Below are 17,290 nucleotides of genomic sequence, written 5' to 3'. Positions count from 1 at the left end.
TCGACGCGCTGTGGAACCACGACGACGACCAGGGCGTGGGCGCGCTGCGCGCCATCGACCAGGCTGGCCGCGACGACTTCCTGATGGTCGGCGGCGCGGGCGCCAAGTCCGCGATGGACGCCATCAAGGCCGGCAACAGCGTGCTCAAGGCGACCGTCCTGTACCCGCCGACGATGGCGGCCTCCGCCATCGATCTCGCCCGGGCGCTCGGCCAGGGCAAGGGGGTCGGAGGCCTCGCCGAGTTCGAGATCCCGTCCTCGCTGACCCTCTACTCGGCCGTGGTCACCAAGGACAACGTCGACCAGTACCTGCCGACCGGCTTCATCTGACCGGTCCGGGCCGCGCGCCCACGAATACAGCGATGAGTCAGTGACACTCCGACGAGGAGGAATCCGTATGGAACACAGGGGCAGTCGGACCGCACCGCCGACACTCGGCGTGGGCATGGTCGGCTACGCGTTCATGGGCGCCGCGCACTCACAGGGGTGGCGCACCGTGGGGCATGTCTTCGACCTGCCGCTGCGGCCGGTCCTGGCCGCGATCGCCGGCCGCGACGCACACGCCGTGCGGGCGGCGGCCGACAAGCACGGCTGGGCCGCGGCGGAGACCGACTGGCGCGCCCTCGTGGCCCGCGACGACGTACAGCTCGTCGACATCTGCACACCGGGCGACAGCCATGCGGAGATCGCGATCGCGGCGCTGGAGGCGGGCAAGCACGTGCTGTGCGAGAAGCCCCTGGCCAATTCGGTCGCCGAGGCGGAGGCCATGGTCACGGCCGCCGAAGCGGCCCGCGAGCGCGGGCAGTTGGCCATGGTGGGCTTCAACTACCGGCGTGTGCCCGCGCTCACCTACGCCCGCCGGCTCATCGCCGAGGGCAGGCTCGGCACGCTGCGCCACGTACGGGTCGGCTACCTCCAGGACTGGCTGGTCGACCCCGACTTCCCGCTGACGTGGCGGCTGCAGCGGGAGCACGCGGGGTCGGGGGCGCTCGGCGACCTCGGCGCGCACATCGTCGACCTCGCCCAGTTCCTGGCGGGCGAGGAACTGGTCGGGGTCTCCGCCCAGATGGAGACCTTCGTCAAGGAACGCCCCCGCCTCGACGGTGCCTCCTCCGGCCTGACCGCGTCCGGCTCCACCCGGCGCGGGCCGGTCACGGTCGACGACGCGGCCGTCTTCACCGGCCGGCTCGCCTCGGGGGCGCTCGCCACGTTCGAGGCGACCCGGATGGCCTCGGGGCGCAAGAACGCCCTGCGGCTGGAGGTCAACGGTGAGTTCGGTTCGCTCGCCTTCGACCTGGAGCGGCTCAACGAGCTGTCCTTCCACGACCACCGCGAGCCCGTCGCCACGGCGGGGTTCCGCAGGATCGTCGTCACCGAGCCCGAGCACCCGTACCTGGAGGGCTGGTGGCCGCCGGGCCACGCGCTCGGCTACGAGCACACCTTCGCCCACCAGGCCCGCGACCTGGTCGAGGCCATCGCGTCCGGCACCGACCCGATGCCGTCGTTCGCCGACGGTCTGCAGGTGCAGCGGGTGCTCGCCGCGGTGGAGGAGAGCGCCCAGAAGAACGCCGTCTACACCCCGGTCCAGGCCGAAGTCTGCTAGAGAACCAGCACTGTTGGGAGCCGCCATGCCACGCCCCTTCACCCTGTTCACCGGTCAGTGGGCCGACCTGCCATTGGAGGAGGTCTGCCGACTGGCCCGCGACTTCGGCTACGACGGCCTCGAACTCGCCTGCTGGGGCGATCACTTCGCGGTCGACAAGGCCCTGGCCGACCCGTCCTATCTGGACGGCCGGCGCGCCCTGCTGGAGAAGTACGACCTGAAGTGCTGGGCGATCTCCAACCATCTCGTCGGCCAGGCCGTCTGCGACCACCCCATCGACGAACGGCACCAGGGCATCCTGCCCGCCCGCATCTGGGGCGACGGGGAGCCGGAGGGCGTTCGCCGCCGGGCCGCCGCCGAGCTCAAGGACACGGCGCGGGCCGCGGCCGCCTTCGGCGTCGACACGGTCGTCGGTTTCACCGGATCGTCGATCTGGCATCTGGTGGCGATGTTCCCACCGGTACCGGGGCGGATGATCGAGCGCGGCTACGAGGACTTCGCCGAGCGCTGGAACCCGATCCTGGACGTGTTCGACACCGAGGGCGTCCGTTTCGCCCACGAGGTCCATCCGAGCGAGATCGCCTACGACTACTGGACCACGAAGCGTGCCCTGGAGGCGGTGGACAACCGGCCGGCCTTCGGGCTCAACTTCGACCCCAGTCACTTCGTCTGGCAGGACCTGGACCCGGTCGGCTTCCTCTACGACTTCCGGGACCGGATCTACCACGTCGACTGCAAGGAGGCCCGCAGGCGTCTCGACGGGCGCAACGGGCGGCTGGGCTCCCATCTGCCCTGGGGTGACCCGCGGCGCGGCTGGGACTTCGTCTCGGCCGGGCACGGTGACGTCCCGTGGGAGGACGTGTTCCGGATGCTGCGTTCGATCGGTTACGACGGGCCGATCTCCGTGGAGTGGGAGGACGCCGGGATGGACCGCCTCGTAGGCGCGCCACAAGCGCTCGCCCATCTGAAGCGGTTCGACTTCGACCCGCCCACGGCATCCTTCGACGCGGCCTTCGGAGGTGGCGACAACTAGGCACCGCGCTGCGCCGCCGTCATGCGTGACACAGCGCCAGATCCCCTTGTGATCCGCTGACTTCCCCCGACCTGCGCAGAGCCCGGAGCCGCCGGGCGGGTCAACGCTGCCCGCACACGGCTTTGTCCTGGTCCGGGAAAAAGTTCGTCCTTTTCGTTGCACGAGGACTATCGGCCGAGGACGAACCGGGCTACGGTCCCCTTCGTGTACAGGCGCCACACAGTGGTTTGAGACTGACGGCGCATTCCAGGGCCAAGAGCCCTCAGGCATCCCGCACTTCTCTTCGCCGTCCACTCTCACGACGTAACCGCGCCCACCACGCAGCAGCCCTCCTGGGCCGCGGCCGAAGCCGTCCCTATGCCGACGGTGGGCGGGAGGCCCCCGAGCCCCCGCCCACCGTCCTCCAACCACATCGGACCCTCGACATGGCAGGAAGGCAGCCCGTGAACAACGACGGGAACGCATCAACGCCCCACATCGGCGGGCCGACCGCACGCACCGGAGTCTGGTTCGTCGGAGCCCGCGGATCGGTGGCCACCACCGCCGTCGCCGGATGCGCGGCGGTCACCGCCGGACTGCATCCGCCGACCGGCATGGTCACCGAGACCCCGCCGTTCGACGGCACCGGCCTGCCGCCTCTGTCCTCCCTCGTCTTCGGCGGCCACGACACCGCCCACTGCCCGCTGCCCAAGCGGGCCGAACACCTCACCGACGCGGGCGTCCTGCCGCACGGACTCGCCTCCGCCGTACACGCCGAACTCCAGGCCGCGGACCAGGAGATACGGACCGGTGGCCCGCTCCCCGGAGACACCCGCGGCGACGAGGAACTCATCACGGACTTCGCCGCCGACCTCGTCTCGTTCCGTCGGCGCAACGCACTGGCACGGGTGGTGGTCGTCAATGTCTCCTCCACGGAGCCGCTGCCCGCGCCCGACGCCGTACGGCTGCCGCCCAGCTCCCTGTACGCGGCCGCCGCCCTGCGAGCCGGCTGTCCCTACGTCAACTTCACGCCGTCCACCGGGCTGCGCACCCCGGCCCTCACGCAAGCCGCCGCGGCCGGCGGACTGCCCCACGCGGGCCGTGACGGCAAGACCGGCCAGACGCTGCTGCGGGCCGTGCTCGCCCCGATGTTCGTCCAGCGCGCCCTGGAGGTACGGGCCTGGTCCGGCACCAACCTGCTGGGCGGCGGCGACGGGGCGGCGCTGGCCGACCCGGGGGCGGCCGCGGCGAAGAACGCCGGCAAGGAGCGCGTCCTGGCCGACACCCTCGGGCACACGCCGGAGGGCGAGGTGCACATCGACGACGTGCCGGCGCTCGGCGACTGGAAGACCGCCTGGGACCACATCGCCTTCGAGGGCTTCCTCGGCTCGCGGATGATCCTCCAGACCATCTGGCAGGGCTGCGACTCGGCCCTGGCCGCACCGCTCGTGCTGGACCTGGCCCGCCTGGTCGCCCGCGCCCATGAGGCGGGCCTGGCCGGACCGCTCCCGGAACTCGGCTTCTACTTCAAGGACCCCGACGCCGGTCCGTCCGGCCTCTCGGAGCAGTTCACCGCGCTGCTGGCGTTCGCGGACCGCCTGCGGGAGGCGAAGTGATCCGCTCCCTGCTCCGTCTCGCTCCACCCGCACCGGTGCGCGCCCCGCGGCCTGCCCGACCCGGCAACGGTCAGGGCCACGCGGGCGCCGTACCGGGGCGCGGGCGACGGGCGCGACTGCGGGACTGGGCCGAACTGCTGCGTGTCTCGGCGCTGTTCACCGTGCCCGGTGACGCCCTCGCCGGTGCCGCGGCCGCCGGGCTGCGGCCCAACCGGGGCACGGCGTACGCCGTGGGCGCCTCGCTCTGCCTCTACGAGGCGGGCATGGCGCTCAACGACTGGGCCGACCGGGCCGAGGACGCCGTCGACCGCCCCCATCGACCCGTCCCCTCCGGCCGTATCTCCCCGACGGCGGCGCTGGCTGCGGCCGGACTCCTGACCGCGGCCGGCCTGACGTTCGCCGCCCGCGCCGGGCGCCCCGCACTCGCGGCGGCATCGGCACTGACCGCCACGGTCTGGGCGTACGACCTGCGGTTGAAGCACACCCCCGCGGCCCCGGCGGCGATGGCGGCGGCCCGCGCCCTGGACCTCCTGCTCGGCGCCACGGCCACCATGTCGGCACCCACCGCGACGAAGTCGGGCCGAACAGCCGCCGATACGGCACCGTCCGCGCCCGCCCGCGGCCCGGCGCTCTCCGGCCCGGACGCCCACACGCCGCGAGGCGCAGCCGCCGCCCGGACAGGACGCACACAGCCCCCCACGTCTGGGGGATCTCCCGTCACACTGCGCGCCGCGGCCCCCGCCGCCGCGGCGCTGGCCGCCCACACCTACGCCGTCACCGCCGTCTCGCGGCACGAGGCGCACGGCGGTTCGACGCGCACCCCCCTGGCCGCGCTCGGCGCGACGACCGCCCTCGGCCTGCTGCTGGCACGGACGCGGGCGAGGGCAGGGATCGTCCCGGCGCTGTCGGCCGCCGCGTACGTCCGTACCGCCGCCGTCCCCTGTCTGCACGCCGCCCTCAACCCGTCCGCGCCCCTCACACAGCGCGCCGTCGGCGGCGGTATCCGCGCCATGATCCCGCTCCAGGCCGCGCTCGCCGCCCGGTCCGGGTCGGCCGGCACCGCCCTGACGGTACTGGGGCTCGCCCCCCTGGCCCGCACGCTCGCACGGAAGGTGAGCCCCACGTGAACCGCCGACAGGGACTCCGCCTCGGTTACGGCACCAACGGCCTGACCGACCTCCGTCTCGACGACGCCCTCGGCCTGCTCGCCGACCTCGGCTACGACGGCGTCGGACTCACCCTCGACCACATGCACCTCGACCCGCTCGCCCCCGATCTCCCCGCCCGCACCGCCCATGTCGCCCACAGACTCGGCGAACTCGGTCTCAGCGCAACCATCGAGACCGGCGCCCGTTACGTGCTCGACCCGCACCGCAAGCACGGTCCTTCGCTGCTCGACCCGGACCCCGAGGGGCGTGCCGCCCGCACCCGGCTGCTGATCACGGCGGTCAGGGTCGCGGCGGACCTCGGAGCGCACGCCGTGCACTGCTTCAGCGGCATCACGCCGCCCGGCACCGACGACGACACCGCCTGGCAGCGCCTTCAGGAGTCGCTCGAACCCGTGCTCGATGCCGCTGCCGCCGCCGGCGTACCGATCGCGATCGAACCCGAACCGGGACACCTCCTCGCCACCCTCGCCGACTTCCATCACCTGCGCACCTTGCTCGGCAGCCCTTCCTCCCTCGGCCTGACCCTCGATATCGGCCACTGCCAGTGCCTGGAGCCGGACCCGCCCGCCGAGTGCGTGCGGGCGGCCGCGCCCTGGCTGCGGCACGTACAGATCGAGGACATGCGTCGCGGGGTGCACGAGCATCTGCCGTTCGGCGACGGTGAGATCGACTTCCCGCCCGTCCTGGACGCCCTCGCCGCCACCGGCTACCAGGGCCTGACCGTCGTCGAGCTGCCCCGTCACTCCCACGCCGGGCCGGAACTGGCCCGATCCTCCATCGAGTTCCTCCGGACCCTGGCAGCCACCACCACGAAGGGAGCCTCGGCGGCATGACGCAACCCCCTGCCCGGACCCGCGACCACGTCGCGGCGGCGCTGCCCGACGACACGGCGCGCGCCTGGTTCGACGAAGCGCTGGCCGACGCCGCGCGCGCGGCGAAGGCGCCCCCGACGGCCCCCACCTCGTACATCGCCCACACCTGGGAGCTGCGGTTCGCCGCCGCCGGGCGGCACTGCGGCCACGACAACGCCGACGCCGTCCGTACGCTGCTGCTGGTCGAGGCCCGGGCGGGGCTCGACACCCTGACCCGGCTCTACCAGCACGGCAGTGCCGCCGAACGCCGCGCCGTGCTCCGGGCGCTCCCGGCTCTGGTCGAAGGACCGCATGCCGTACACCTTGTCGAGGATGCCCTGCGCACCAGCGACACCAGGCTCGTCCGCGCCGCCGTCGGCCCCTACGCCGCCGCCCACCTCGACCCGCACGCCTGGCGTCACGCCGTACTGAAGTGCCTGTTCACCGGCGTCCCCCTCGACGCGGTCGCGCGTTTGGCGCAGCGGGCGGCCGGCGACGGCGAACTGGCCCGCATGCTCACCGACTACGCCGCCGAGCGCACCGCCGCCGGCCGCGACGTACCCGACGATCTCGGTCGCGTGCTGACCCTGACGGGCGAAGAGCCCAAGGAGCGTTGATGCGAATCTTCGACCCGCACATCCACATGACCTCCCGCACCACCGACGACTACGAGGCGATGCATGCCGCCGGTGTGCGCGCCGTCGTCGAACCGTCCTTCTGGCTGGGCCAGCCCCGCACCTCGCCGGCCAGCTTCTTCGACTACTTCGACGCCCTCCTCGGCTGGGAACCCTTCCGCGCCGCCCAGTACGGCATCGCCCACCACTGCACCATCGCGCTCAACCCCAAAGAGGCCAACAACCCCCGCTGCACGCCCGTGCTGGACGCCCTGCCCCGCTACCTCGTCAAGGACGGCGTCGTCGCCGTCGGCGAGATCGGCTACGACTCCATGACCCCGGCCGAGGACACGGCCCTGGCCGCCCAGCTCCAACTCGCCGCCGACCACGGCCTGCCCGCCCTCGTCCACACCCCCCACCGCGACAAGCTCACCGGCCTGCACCGCACCGTCGACGTCGTCCGCGAATCGAATCTGCCCATGGAACGGGTGCTGCTCGACCACCTCAACGAGACGACCGTCCAACACGCCAAGGACAGCGGCTGCTGGCTCGGCTTCTCCGTCTACCCGGACACCAAGATGGACGAGGACCGCATGGTCGAGATCCTCAGGACGTACGGAACGGAGAAGGTCCTCGTCAACTCGGCCGCCGACTGGGGAAAGAGCGACCCGCTGAAGACCCGCAAGGTCGCCGACGCCATGCTCGCGGCCGGCTTCGGCGAGGACGACGTCGACCAGGTGCTGTGGCGCAACCCGGTCGCCTTCTACGGACTCAGCGGCCGTCTCCGGCTCGACGTCCCTGAGGCGGAGGGCCTGCACGAGGGCAACTCCATCCTTCGCGGCGGGGAGTGAGCCATGCGCTTCCGCCACCCCGACGGATCCACCGTCCACCTCGCCTACTGCACCAACGTCCACCCCGCGGAAACCCTCGACGGGGTCCTCGCCCAACTGCGCGACCACTGCGAGCCGGTCCGCAGATGCCTGGGACGCGACCGCCTCGGCATCGGCCTGTGGCTCGCCAAGGACGCCGCACGCGCACTGATCACCGACCCGGTGGCACTGCGGGAACTACGGACCGAGCTGGACCGGCGCGGCCTCGAAGTCGTCACCCTGAACGGCTTCCCCTACGAGGGGTTCGGCGCCGAGGAGGTCAAGTACCGCGTCTACCAGCCCGACTGGACCGACCCCGAACGCCTCGCACACACCACCGACCTGGCCCGTCTCCTGACGGCGCTCCTGCCGGACGACGTCACCGAGGGCAGCATCTCCACCCTTCCGCTCGCCTGGCGCACCGACTTCGACGAGCACGCCGCCACCACCGCCGGCGCCGCGCTGACCACCCTGGCGGCGCGGCTGGACGCGCTGGAGGAGCTGACCGGCAAGTCGATCCGCATCGCGCTGGAACCGGAGCCCGGCTGCACGGTGGAGACCACCGCGGATGCGATCGGACCCCTCACCGCGCTGCCCGGCGACCGTATCGGCGTGTGCGTCGACACGTGCCACCTCGCCACCTCCTTCGAGGACCCGGCGACGGCGCTGGCCGCGCTCGACGCGGCCGGTGTCGGCATCCCCAAGGCGCAGCTGTCGGCCGCCCTGCACGCCGAGGACCCCCGTCGGCCGGAGGTCCGCGACGCCCTCGCGGCCTTCGCCGAACCGCGCTTCCTGCACCAGACCCGCACCCTGACCGCCGCAGGACTGCGCGGCACCGACGACCTCGGCGAGGCGCTGGCCGGCGATGCCCTGCCCGACGACGCACCCTGGCGCGCCCACTTCCACGTCCCCCTGCACGCGCCGCCCGCCGCACCGCTCACCTCAACCCTGCACGTGCTGCAGGAGGCCCTGACCCTGCTGGTGGGAGGCGTGGAGCCGCGCACCCGTCATCTGGAGGTCGAGACCTACACCTGGCGGGCGCTCCCTTCCGAGCTGCGTCCCCGCACCCGGACCCAGCTCGTCGACGGCATCGCCGCCGAACTCACCCTCGCCCGCGACCTGTTGACGGATCTCGGCCTGAAGGAGCTGCCATGAGCACCCGCCCGACTCCGCTCCTGGTCCTCGACGTCGTCGGGCTCACCCCCCGTCTCCTCGACCACATGCCCCGCCTGAAGGCGCTCGCGGCCTCCGGCTCACAGGCGAGCCTGTCCACCGTGCTACCGGCCGTCACCTGCGCCGCGCAGTCCACCTTCCTCACCGGCGCGCTCCCGGCCGAGCACGGCATCGTCGGCAACGGCTGGTACTTCCGCGAACTCGGCGACGTCCTCCTGTGGCGCCAGCACAACGGTCTGGTCGCCGGCGACAAACTCTGGGACGCCGCCCGCCGAGCCCACCCCGGCTACACCGTCGCCAACATCTGCTGGTGGTACGCCATGGGCGCCGACACCGACTTCACCGTCACCCCCCGTCCGGTCTACTACGCCGACGGCCGCAAGGAACCCGACTGCTACACCCGGCCCCCGGCCCTGCACGACGAACTCACCGACACACTCGGCACCTTCCCGCTCTTCCACTTCTGGGGACCGGGCGCGGACATCGTCTCCAGCCAGTGGATCGCCGACGCGACCCGCCACATCATGCGCACCCGCCGGCCCGACCTGACCCTGTGCTACCTCCCGCACCTCGACTACGACCTGCAGCGCTACGGCCCCGACGACCCCCGCTCCCACCGCGCCGCCGCCGAACTCGACGCCGTCATCGGCCCGTTGCTCGAGGACGCCCGCGCCGAGAGCCGCACGGTCGTCGCCCTGTCCGAGTACGGCATCACCCGCGTCAGCCGCCCCGTCGACATCAACCGCGCCCTGCGCCGTGCGGGCCTGCTGGACGTGCACACCCAGGACGGCATGGAGTACCTCGACCCGATGGCGTCCCGCGCCTTCGCCGTCGCCGACCACCAGATCGCCCACGTGTATGTACGCCGCCCCGAGGACCTCGACGCGACCCGGGCCGCGCTCGATGGGCTGCCCGGCCTGGAGCAACTCCTCGACGACGACGGCAAGAAGGCCAACGGGCTCGATCACCCGCGTTCCGGCGAACTCGTCGCCGTCGCGGAGCCGGACGCCTGGTTCACGTACTACTACTGGCTCGACGACGCCCGCGCGCCCGACTTCGCCCAGCTCGTCGAGATCCACCGCAAGCCGGGCTACGACCCCGTCGAGCTGTTCATGGATCCCGAAGATCCTTACGTGCGGCTCAAGGCGGCCAAGGCGCTGGCCCGCAAGAAACTCGGCATGCGCTACCGCATGGCGGTCGTGCCCCTGAATCCCTCACCCATACGCGGCAGCCACGGCCGCCTCCCCACGAGCGACGAAGAAGGTCCGCTCGTCCTGGTTTCCACCCCCCGCGCAGTGTCCGGCCGCGTAGCGGCCACCGATGTGAAGTCCCTGCTGCTGCGGCTCGCCGGCCTCTCCTGAGGCGGCTGCCGTCAGGCACCCGCAGCACCGTGACAACGAAAGCGAGAAACACTGTGACCGCGTTCAACGACGAAGCCGTCACCGGCGACGCCCTGCGCCGCACGCTCGGCGTCAGCCGCCGCCGTTTCCTCAGCACCTGCACGGCCGCCACGGCCGCGGCGATCGCCGCACCGGTGTTCGGCGCCGCTCCCGCGCTGGCGCAGGACGGCGCGGAAGCCGCCGGCGAGGACCCGGGCCGTTCCGCTCTGGTCCCGCCGCACAAGCGCGGCATCATCCTCTACACCGTCCGCGATGCGATCGGTCGCGACCCGCTCGCCTCGAATCTGCCCTCCGGCTTCCGCGAGGTGTTCCAGCAGCTGTCCCGCTTCGGCTACCGCCAGGTGGAGTTCGCCGGCTACGGCCAGCACGCCAACGCGCCCGGCGGCGCGAACCTGGGCACCGTCGAAGGCGCGAAGCTGATGCGCTCCTGGCTCGACGAGTACGGCCTGCGGGCGCAGGGCAGCCACGGCTTCATCCCGCCGTCCTGGCCGCTGACCCAGGCCGACCTGGACACCTTCAAGCGCTTCCTGGAGATCGCCAACATCCTCGGCATGGACCACATGGGCACCGGTGGCGACCCCACCGGCACGCCCTACCGGGCCGACTGGGACGTCGCCGCGGAGAAGTGGAACACCATGGGCGCCATCGCCCGGAGCGAGGGCGTCAAGCTCTACACCCACAACCACGACAGCGCCTACGACTTCCTGCGCGACGGCGGTCCGCTCGACGCCCAGGGCCGGCCGACCCGCAGCTCCGGCATCCGGAAGTTGGAGTACTTCCTGGAGGTGACGGACCACAAGAGCGTCTACCTGGAGCTGGACGTCTTCTGGGCGCACGTGGCCCAGTACAAGTTCCACACGTACACCGCCCACGACGGCTCGCAGCAGGAGCAGGTCTTCGACCCGGCCGCTCTCGTGGTCCGCAACACCAACCGCTTCCCGCTCTTCCACGCGAAGGACGGCGTGGTCAACCCCCAGAGCGGCCTGGGCTACGACATGGTGCCGTTCGGGACGGGCGACATCGACTACCGGAGGTTCTTCACCCGGGTGGGCGCGAAGAACTACCACAACCCGATGGTCGAGCAGGACAACGCGCCGAGCGCGAGCACGCCCGGTCAGTCACTGGAGTTCGCCCGGGTCGGCTACGACAACCTCGCGGCTCTGCGCGCCCGCCACTGACGGAGTGTCACCCGAAGGACCTGCCCGGCGCCTGACGCGGGGCAGGTCCCCCGGACATGCCCGAAAACACCCTGAACACCCCGAAACGCCAGGGCAATCTTTCCTTGAGAAAGTTGAAACTTTGTCCTTGACGAGTCGAAAGTGGGCGCTCTAGCGTCCAACTGCCTCCCATCGCACGGGTTTTCACCCGATGTCACTCTGCAGCGGCCAGCCGGGGCCACGCCCCGGGCTTTTGCTGCCGCCGGCCAGAAACCAGAGGAGTTCTGAGTGCGCAACAGACGGATCGTCACCCTAGTGGGGGCGGCTGCGTTGGCCGGAGCCGTCGGCCTCCTGCCCCTCTCCGCAGCCCAAGCCGCCAAATCGGATACCGCACCGCCGGCCCCGTCGGACTTCCAGAAGGTCACCCTCAACGACCGCCCGGGCGAGCCCATGGCCCTCGCCGTCCTGCCCGACCGGCGGGTGCTGCACGCGGCACGCACCGGCGAGGTCCGGATCCACGACCCCAAGAGCGGCGTGAACTTCCTCGCCGCCGACCTCAAGAAGAGCCCCGCCGGGCTCTACCAGCACGACGAGGAAGGCGTGCAGGGCATCGCCGTCGACCCTGGCTTCGCCAAGAATCACTGGGTCTACCTCTATTACTCGCCCCGCCTCGACACCCCCATGGACGACCCGGCCACCCCCGGCGTCAACGAAGGGGACGCACCGCAGTTCGGCACCGCCGAGGACTTCGCCAAGTACGAGGGCGTCACGCGGCTTTCGCGGTTCAAGCTCGTGGGCAACAAGCTCGACTTCGGCACCGAGCAGAAGATCCTCGACGTCCCTGCCGACCGCGGCATCTGCTGCCACGTCGGCGGCAAGATCGACTTCGACCACAAGGGCAACCTCTTCCTGTCGACCGGTGACGACTCCAACCCGTTCTCCTCGGACGGCTACGCCCCGCTCGACGACCGCCCCGGCCGCAACCCGGCCTACGACGCGCGGCGCACCTCGGGCAACACCGACGACCTGCGCGGCAAGGTCCTGCGCATCAAGGTCAAGCGCGACGGCGGCTACGCGATACCCGACGGCAACCTCTTCGCGCCGGGCACCCCGAAGACCCGCCCCGAGATCTACGCCATGGGCCTGCGCAACCCGTTCCGCTTCGGGGTCGACGACAAGACCGGCGAGGTCTACGTCGGCGACTACTCGCCCGACGCCCGCAACGCCAACCCCAACCGCGGCCCCAGCGGCCAGGGCCGCTGGATGGTCATCGACCGCCCCGCCAACTACGGCTGGCCGTTCTGCGTGACCCAGGACATGCCGTACCAGGACTGGGACTTCGCCACCCAGAAGTCGAGCGGCGCGTTCAACTGCGCGAAGCCGGTCAACGACTCGCGTCACAACACCGGCCTGAGCGAGCTGCCGCCGGTCGAGGACGCGGAGATGGTCTACGGCTACGGGGCCTCCCAGGAGTTCCCGGAGCTCGGCACCGGCGGCATCGGCCCGATGGGCGGCCCGGCGTACCGCTACGACGAGCGGAACACGGCCGAGAACCGCTGGCCCGCGTACTTCGACGGCAAGCCGCTCTTCTACGAGTGGACCCGCGACCAGATGAAGGCCATCACCCTCGGCAAGCAGAACGAGATCCAGAAGATCGAGGACGCGATCCCCTCGATCAGGACGGACGGCCCGATCGACGCCGAGTTCGGCCCGGACGGCGCGCTGTACGTCCTTGAGTACGGCACCGGGTACTTCGCGGAACTGCCCGAGGCCCAGCTCTCCCGCATCGACTTCACCCGAGGCAACCGCACCCCCGAGCCCAAGGCCGCCGCCGACGTGACCAACGGCACGAGCCCGCTGACGGTCCAGTTCTCCAGCGCCGGCACCAAGGACGCCGACGGTGACGCCCTCAGCTACGCCTGGGACTTCGACGCCGACGGCACCGTGGACTCCAGGGAGGCGAACCCGAAGCATACCTTCACCAAGAACGGCGTCTTCGACGCCACCCTGAAGGTCACCGACCGCACCGGGCGCTCGGCCTCCGTGTCGGTCCCCGTCGTGGTCGGCAACAAGGCACCGGTCGTCTCGCTCACCACCGACCCGGCTCCGCACGGCGGCACGGCCTTCCACTGGGGGGACACGGTCACCTGGCAGGTCACCGTCACCGACGACCAGCCGGTGGACTGCTCGAAGGTCACCGTCTCGTTCATCCTCGGCCACGACTCGCACGGCCATCCGCTGTCGTCGAGCAACGGCTGCTCCGGATCGTTCGAGACATTCGTGGACGGCGGTCACGCCGGCGCTGACAACCTGAAGGCGGTCTTCAACGCCACCTACCGGGACACACCCCCGGACGGCCTCCCGTCCCTCTCCGGCAGCGCCGAGGTCGCCCTGACCCCGGCCGACTGACCGGCGACGACACCTAGGCGGGGCACCCCGCTCCCACGGACCCCCGCTCCGGGCCTCACGGTTCACAGACCGTGAGGCCCGCGGTCATCTTCGGGGGCAGCGAGGGGGAGGGGGTGCCTTGGAAACTCCTGAAACGTCGAGGACCACGTTGTTCCGCTCCGCAGGCCGTCTGCGAGCGGTGCGCGAAGCCTCCCGATGTGCGCGTTCATCGTCCTGCCGTACGAACGCGCGTACCGGGTGCCCTTGTTCAAGCAGCATGCCGACCATGGTTCGGCTCACACCACCGATTCCACCGGCGGCACTGGTGATCAGGATGGGATTGCGCTCGGGAATCAAGGCGTCCTCTGTCCGATTGGCGGGCAAGGAGGGGACTGCACGGGGTCCGACCGTTCGCCGCCGGGCGGCTCAGGAGGCGAAGTCGCCGAGCTGGGTGGCCGTCTCCGCGTCAGGCAGCCAGGCGGTTGATCTTGCGGATCTGCTTGTCGAAGGCCCGGGCCGGCACGAGGCGGCGCAGTGTGCTCACGCGGCCGGCCATGGGGCCGGCGGTGTAGCGCAGCTTCGGCTTGGCGTCGGTCGCTGCCGCGACGATCGCCTTGGCGACGACGGCCGGGGCGTCGCCGTCCCTGATCGCCTCCGCCATCAATCGGTCCACGGTCTGCCGCCGCTTCGCGTAGGCATGCAGAGGTGTGTCGGGCTTCGCGCTGTTGGCCTCGAATCCGGTCCTGGTGTAGGCGGGTTGGACGAGAAGCGCCCGGACGCCATGCTCACGGACCTCGTGGTCCAGCGACTCGGAGTAGCCCTCGATCGCGTGCTTGGAGGCGGCGTAGACGGCCATGTAGGGCTGGGGCGTGAACCCGAGCACGGACGAGATGTTGATGATGCGCCCGCGTCCCTGAGCGCGCATGTGCGGCAGTACCTCGTTCACCATGCGCATGACCCCGAAGACGTTGGTGTCGAAGACGGCCTGTGCCTGCGCGACGGACGTTTCCTCGGCCGCGCCCAGCGAGCCGACGCCGGCGTTGTTGACCAGGACATCGATCCGCCCGAACCGCTCGATCACCTCCTGGACGGCAGCGGTGACCGAGGCATCACGGGCCACGTCGAGGTCGAGGAACGTCACACCGTCGAGCGGGGTGACGCGCGAGGAGTCGCGGCTTGTGCCGACCACGTCGAAACCCGCTGCGACCAGGGCGAGCGCGGCTTCCTTCCCGATGCCGGATGACGCACCCGTCACGAGTGCCAGCGGCCGAGTTGTCGTCATCATGTGCTCCCGGAGTCTGAGAAACCGATCGGTTTCCTCCTCACCGTAAACCGATCGGTTTCCATACGCAAGCGCAGGCAGGAACTGAGGTGCCTTATTGCCTGCGAGCAGGGTGGCCACCGTGGGCGCGATGAGCCCCGTCAGTCTGGCGGCTCCGATTCCGGTGCGGGCGCCGGCTCTGTTGAAGACCAGGCTTAGCTGCCGGGCCAGCAGGCCGGGGTGGCCCACTCTGCTTGCAGGGTGGCTCTGATCCTTCAACTCGATCTGCGCAGCCAGGTACGGGCAGCCGCGGAACTCGGCGCATCCGCCTGAAATTCCACCTGCTCGAAGACATGCATGATCCGCTCCCGGGGGCCCCGCCGCCTTACACAGGGCCTCGACACCGATGCCGACACCGTCTCGGTAGGTGAGCGTGCCCGCCGCAGGTCAGGGTGGTGGTGGAGGTGAAGTCGGCGGGGACGAGTGCGCCGTAAAGCTTGCCCTCGCCGAGCTCCTCCTCCGCCTCCTTGATCGACTCGGTGATCCGCGCCCCAGGTTGTCCTGCTTGTGATGACGCCCTTGGCGATTTGCAGAGGTTTGGCGCAGCATGTGCAGGCGGTGGGCACAGGGACGCCTGGTCAGTGGGATGCGGAGCGTTTTGCCGGGGGGTGCCAGCCACCGGTGACTTCCTTGACGGGCTTGTGGGGGAAGCGGCGCTGGGCGTACTCCTGCGCGTGGGAGCCCGGCAGGACGTACAGGGTCTCCTTCTTGTCCTGGAGCGGTCGCAGCACGGTGTCCATGAACGTCTTGCGGTCATCCAGGTACGGGCCCAGCACGTCCTCGCCGCCGGGGCAGACGGCAAGGCAGTAGCCGGACTTGTAGCCGGGGGGCGAGGTCAGGCTCTGCCACATGGAGGCGCTCTCGGAATCGCTGACCCGGGAGCGGTAGTCGGCGGCGTCCTCACTGTCGGCCACGGTCTGCGCCCAGTCGGTGAACCCGCTCATGAACTCACGGTAGTTGTGCGTGGTGCAGGCCAGCGCGTCGAAGGCGCCGTCCTTGGCGATGGCGCCGACCGGGCAGGCGGCGACGCACAACTTGCAGTCGATGCAGGGGTTGTAGTCCAGCGCCTGCCCGTACTCGCTCACCTCCGCGTCCACCAGGACGGTGGCGAGCAGGACGAAGCTGCCGAACTTCGGGTGGATGACGTTGCGGTGCAGGCCCATCACGCCGAGCCCGGCGGCCACCGCGACCGTCTTGTGCGCCACCACCCAGATCCGCTCGCTGGGGAAGCGGTCCATCTCCTGAGGGAAGCCGACGGAGGGATTGAGCGCTCGGTAGCCGGCATCCTGCAGCGCCTGGGTGACACTGCGGGCGGCGTGGTTGGCCTGTTCGTCGGTCTGGCGGAACTCCTGGTTGGCCACGCTGCGGGCGGGGGAGCGGCAGTTGTCGCGGTTCATCCGGACCGCCATCGCGATCAGGGTGCGGGTTCCGGGCAGTGCGGACTGCGCGTGCTCGCGCTCGTCGGCCAGGTCGGGGTGGTCCAGGCTGACCGCGGCCGCGTCGTCCGCACCGGCCGCGAGGCACAGCTCGCGCAGCCAGGCCGCGTCGATCACCGCCGGCGGGCTCATCGTGCCATCGGCCGTGCGCCGGGCGAGTACGGCCTGTACCGATGGGTGGGCAGCCAGCTTCGCCGGAAGCCTGGGATCCGTCGGTTGGCCCTCGGGGTCGCGCGCGGCAGTCATCCGATGCTCCTCGTGATCCGGGTTCGGTTCGCCTCCAGGGCGAGAAACCGATCAGTTTCACGAGCGTAAACCGATCGGTTTCCGTATGCAAGCCCAAGTCGCGGGTCACCCCGACCCGCGCCCACCGTCCAGTACTGCAACGGAAGTTGAGTCTTGTCGCTGAACCGCCGAACCGCCGAACGCGCCGGCCGCTGGGCCAGGGGCCCTCGGTGCCGGGGACGGTGCGCCGTGGTGAGGCCGCGAAGTCGAGAGTGGTGCCGCTTTCCGCCGCGGCGCGCACGGCATGGACGAGTTCCGGCGGGACGACCAGTTCAGGCCCCGGCGCGTGGCCCTCGGTACCGGTCTCCGTGCGCGGTTCCGCACGCGTGTGTTCCCCCCAGGGCGGTGGTGGAACATGAAGACTTACGGGCGGTCTCCCGGCCCGTACTTCTCGGGC

General features: G+C 71.0%; 13 protein-coding genes and 1 pseudogene. 12 read left to right on the top strand and 2 right to left on the bottom strand.

Features of this window, described 5'->3' with window-relative positions:
• The 12 genes and pseudogenes from H4N64_RS38710 to H4N64_RS38655 all read left to right on the top strand — a co-directional run.
• Nucleotides 1–329 (top strand): annotated as a pseudogene (locus H4N64_RS38710) (sugar ABC transporter substrate-binding protein); the annotation flags it as partial.
• Nucleotides 330–396: 67 nt separating this feature from the next.
• Nucleotides 397–1,602: a Gfo/Idh/MocA family protein gene (locus H4N64_RS38705; RefSeq protein WP_186287299.1), complete on the top strand. Its 1,206-nt coding sequence runs from the start codon at nucleotides 397–399 to the stop codon at nucleotides 1,600–1,602.
• A gap of 25 nt (nucleotides 1,603–1,627) precedes the next feature.
• Entirely contained in the window at nucleotides 1,628–2,635 is a 1,008-nt protein-coding gene (locus H4N64_RS38700; RefSeq protein WP_186287298.1) for a sugar phosphate isomerase/epimerase family protein, read from the top strand.
• A gap of 443 nt (nucleotides 2,636–3,078) precedes the next feature.
• A complete protein-coding gene (locus H4N64_RS38695; RefSeq protein WP_186287297.1) occupies nucleotides 3,079–4,230 on the top strand; it encodes an inositol-3-phosphate synthase in 1,152 nt (383 codons plus the stop codon).
• Complete coding sequence (locus H4N64_RS38690; protein WP_418896329.1) at nucleotides 4,227–5,357, top strand: SCO3242 family prenyltransferase; 1,131 nt, start codon at nucleotides 4,227–4,229, stop codon at nucleotides 5,355–5,357. Before H4N64_RS38695 ends, H4N64_RS38690 begins: the two co-directional genes overlap by 4 nt.
• A complete protein-coding gene (locus H4N64_RS38685) occupies nucleotides 5,354–6,232 on the top strand; it encodes a TIM barrel protein (RefSeq protein ID WP_186287296.1) in 879 nt (292 codons plus the stop codon). The genes H4N64_RS38690 and H4N64_RS38685 overlap by 4 nt, the downstream gene beginning before the upstream one ends.
• Nucleotides 6,229–6,867 carry an EboA domain-containing protein gene (locus tag H4N64_RS38680; RefSeq protein ID WP_186287295.1) on the top strand — a complete coding sequence of 213 codons (639 nt, stop codon included), beginning with the start codon at nucleotides 6,229–6,231 and terminating at the stop codon, nucleotides 6,865–6,867. Before H4N64_RS38685 ends, H4N64_RS38680 begins: the two co-directional genes overlap by 4 nt.
• Entirely contained in the window at nucleotides 6,867–7,715 is an 849-nt protein-coding gene (locus tag H4N64_RS38675; protein ID WP_186287294.1) for a TatD family hydrolase, read from the top strand. Before H4N64_RS38680 ends, H4N64_RS38675 begins: the two co-directional genes overlap by 1 nt.
• Before the next feature lie 3 nt (nucleotides 7,716–7,718).
• The gene (eboE, locus tag H4N64_RS38670; protein WP_186287293.1) at nucleotides 7,719–8,888 is read left to right on the top strand and encodes a metabolite traffic protein EboE; all 1,170 of its coding nucleotides are present in this window, start codon (nucleotides 7,719–7,721) and stop codon (nucleotides 8,886–8,888) included.
• A complete protein-coding gene (locus H4N64_RS38665; RefSeq protein WP_186287292.1) occupies nucleotides 8,885–10,267 on the top strand; it encodes an alkaline phosphatase family protein in 1,383 nt (460 codons plus the stop codon). The genes eboE and H4N64_RS38665 overlap by 4 nt, the downstream gene beginning before the upstream one ends.
• A 53-nt stretch (nucleotides 10,268–10,320) precedes the next feature.
• The gene (locus tag H4N64_RS38660) at nucleotides 10,321–11,484 is read left to right on the top strand and encodes a TIM barrel protein (RefSeq protein ID WP_186287291.1); all 1,164 of its coding nucleotides are present in this window, start codon (nucleotides 10,321–10,323) and stop codon (nucleotides 11,482–11,484) included.
• A 267-nt stretch (nucleotides 11,485–11,751) separates the two neighbouring features.
• Nucleotides 11,752–13,872: a PQQ-dependent sugar dehydrogenase gene (locus tag H4N64_RS38655; RefSeq protein ID WP_186287290.1), complete on the top strand. Its 2,121-nt coding sequence runs from the start codon at nucleotides 11,752–11,754 to the stop codon at nucleotides 13,870–13,872.
• Between the two features lie 445 nt (nucleotides 13,873–14,317).
• Here the strand turns inward: H4N64_RS38655 and H4N64_RS38650 are convergent, their stop codons facing one another.
• Both H4N64_RS38650 and H4N64_RS38645 read right to left on the bottom strand, forming a co-directional pair.
• On the bottom strand, nucleotides 14,318–15,133 hold the full coding sequence (locus H4N64_RS38650) for an oxidoreductase (protein WP_222109910.1): 816 nt from the start codon (nucleotides 15,131–15,133) through the stop codon (nucleotides 14,318–14,320).
• Nucleotides 15,134–15,750: 617 nt separating this feature from the next.
• On the bottom strand, nucleotides 15,751–16,854 hold the full coding sequence (locus H4N64_RS38645; RefSeq protein ID WP_186287288.1) for a 4Fe-4S binding protein: 1,104 nt from the start codon (nucleotides 16,852–16,854) through the stop codon (nucleotides 15,751–15,753).
• Between the last annotated feature and the right edge of the window lie 436 nt (nucleotides 16,855–17,290).

Origin of the sequence: Streptomyces cupreus (assembly GCF_014257025.1) — a bacterium.
GTDB lineage: Bacteria > Actinomycetota > Actinomycetes > Streptomycetales > Streptomycetaceae > Streptomyces > Streptomyces cupreus.
This window is presented reverse-complemented; position numbering and strand designations above follow the sequence as displayed.

What these genes read in the sequence shown, in the direction of transcription:
- H4N64_RS38705 (WP_186287299.1), top strand. Translation starts at nt 397, where the DNA reads ATGGAACACAGGGGCAGTCGGACCGCACCGCCGACACTCGGCGTGGGC.
- H4N64_RS38700 (WP_186287298.1), top strand. Translation starts at nt 1,628, where the DNA reads ATGCCACGCCCCTTCACCCTGTTCACCGGTCAGTGGGCCGACCTGCCA.
- H4N64_RS38680 (WP_186287295.1), top strand. Translation starts at nt 6,229, where the DNA reads ATGACGCAACCCCCTGCCCGGACCCGCGACCACGTCGCGGCGGCGCTG.
- H4N64_RS38675 (WP_186287294.1), top strand. Translation starts at nt 6,867, where the DNA reads ATGCGAATCTTCGACCCGCACATCCACATGACCTCCCGCACCACCGAC.
- eboE (WP_186287293.1), top strand. Translation starts at nt 7,719, where the DNA reads ATGCGCTTCCGCCACCCCGACGGATCCACCGTCCACCTCGCCTACTGC.
- H4N64_RS38665 (WP_186287292.1), top strand. Translation starts at nt 8,885, where the DNA reads ATGAGCACCCGCCCGACTCCGCTCCTGGTCCTCGACGTCGTCGGGCTC.
- H4N64_RS38650 (WP_222109910.1), bottom strand. Translation starts at nt 15,133, where the DNA reads ATGACGACAACTCGGCCGCTGGCACTCGTGACGGGTGCGTCATCCGGC.
- H4N64_RS38645 (WP_186287288.1), bottom strand. Translation starts at nt 16,854, where the DNA reads ATGACTGCCGCGCGCGACCCCGAGGGCCAACCGACGGATCCCAGGCTT.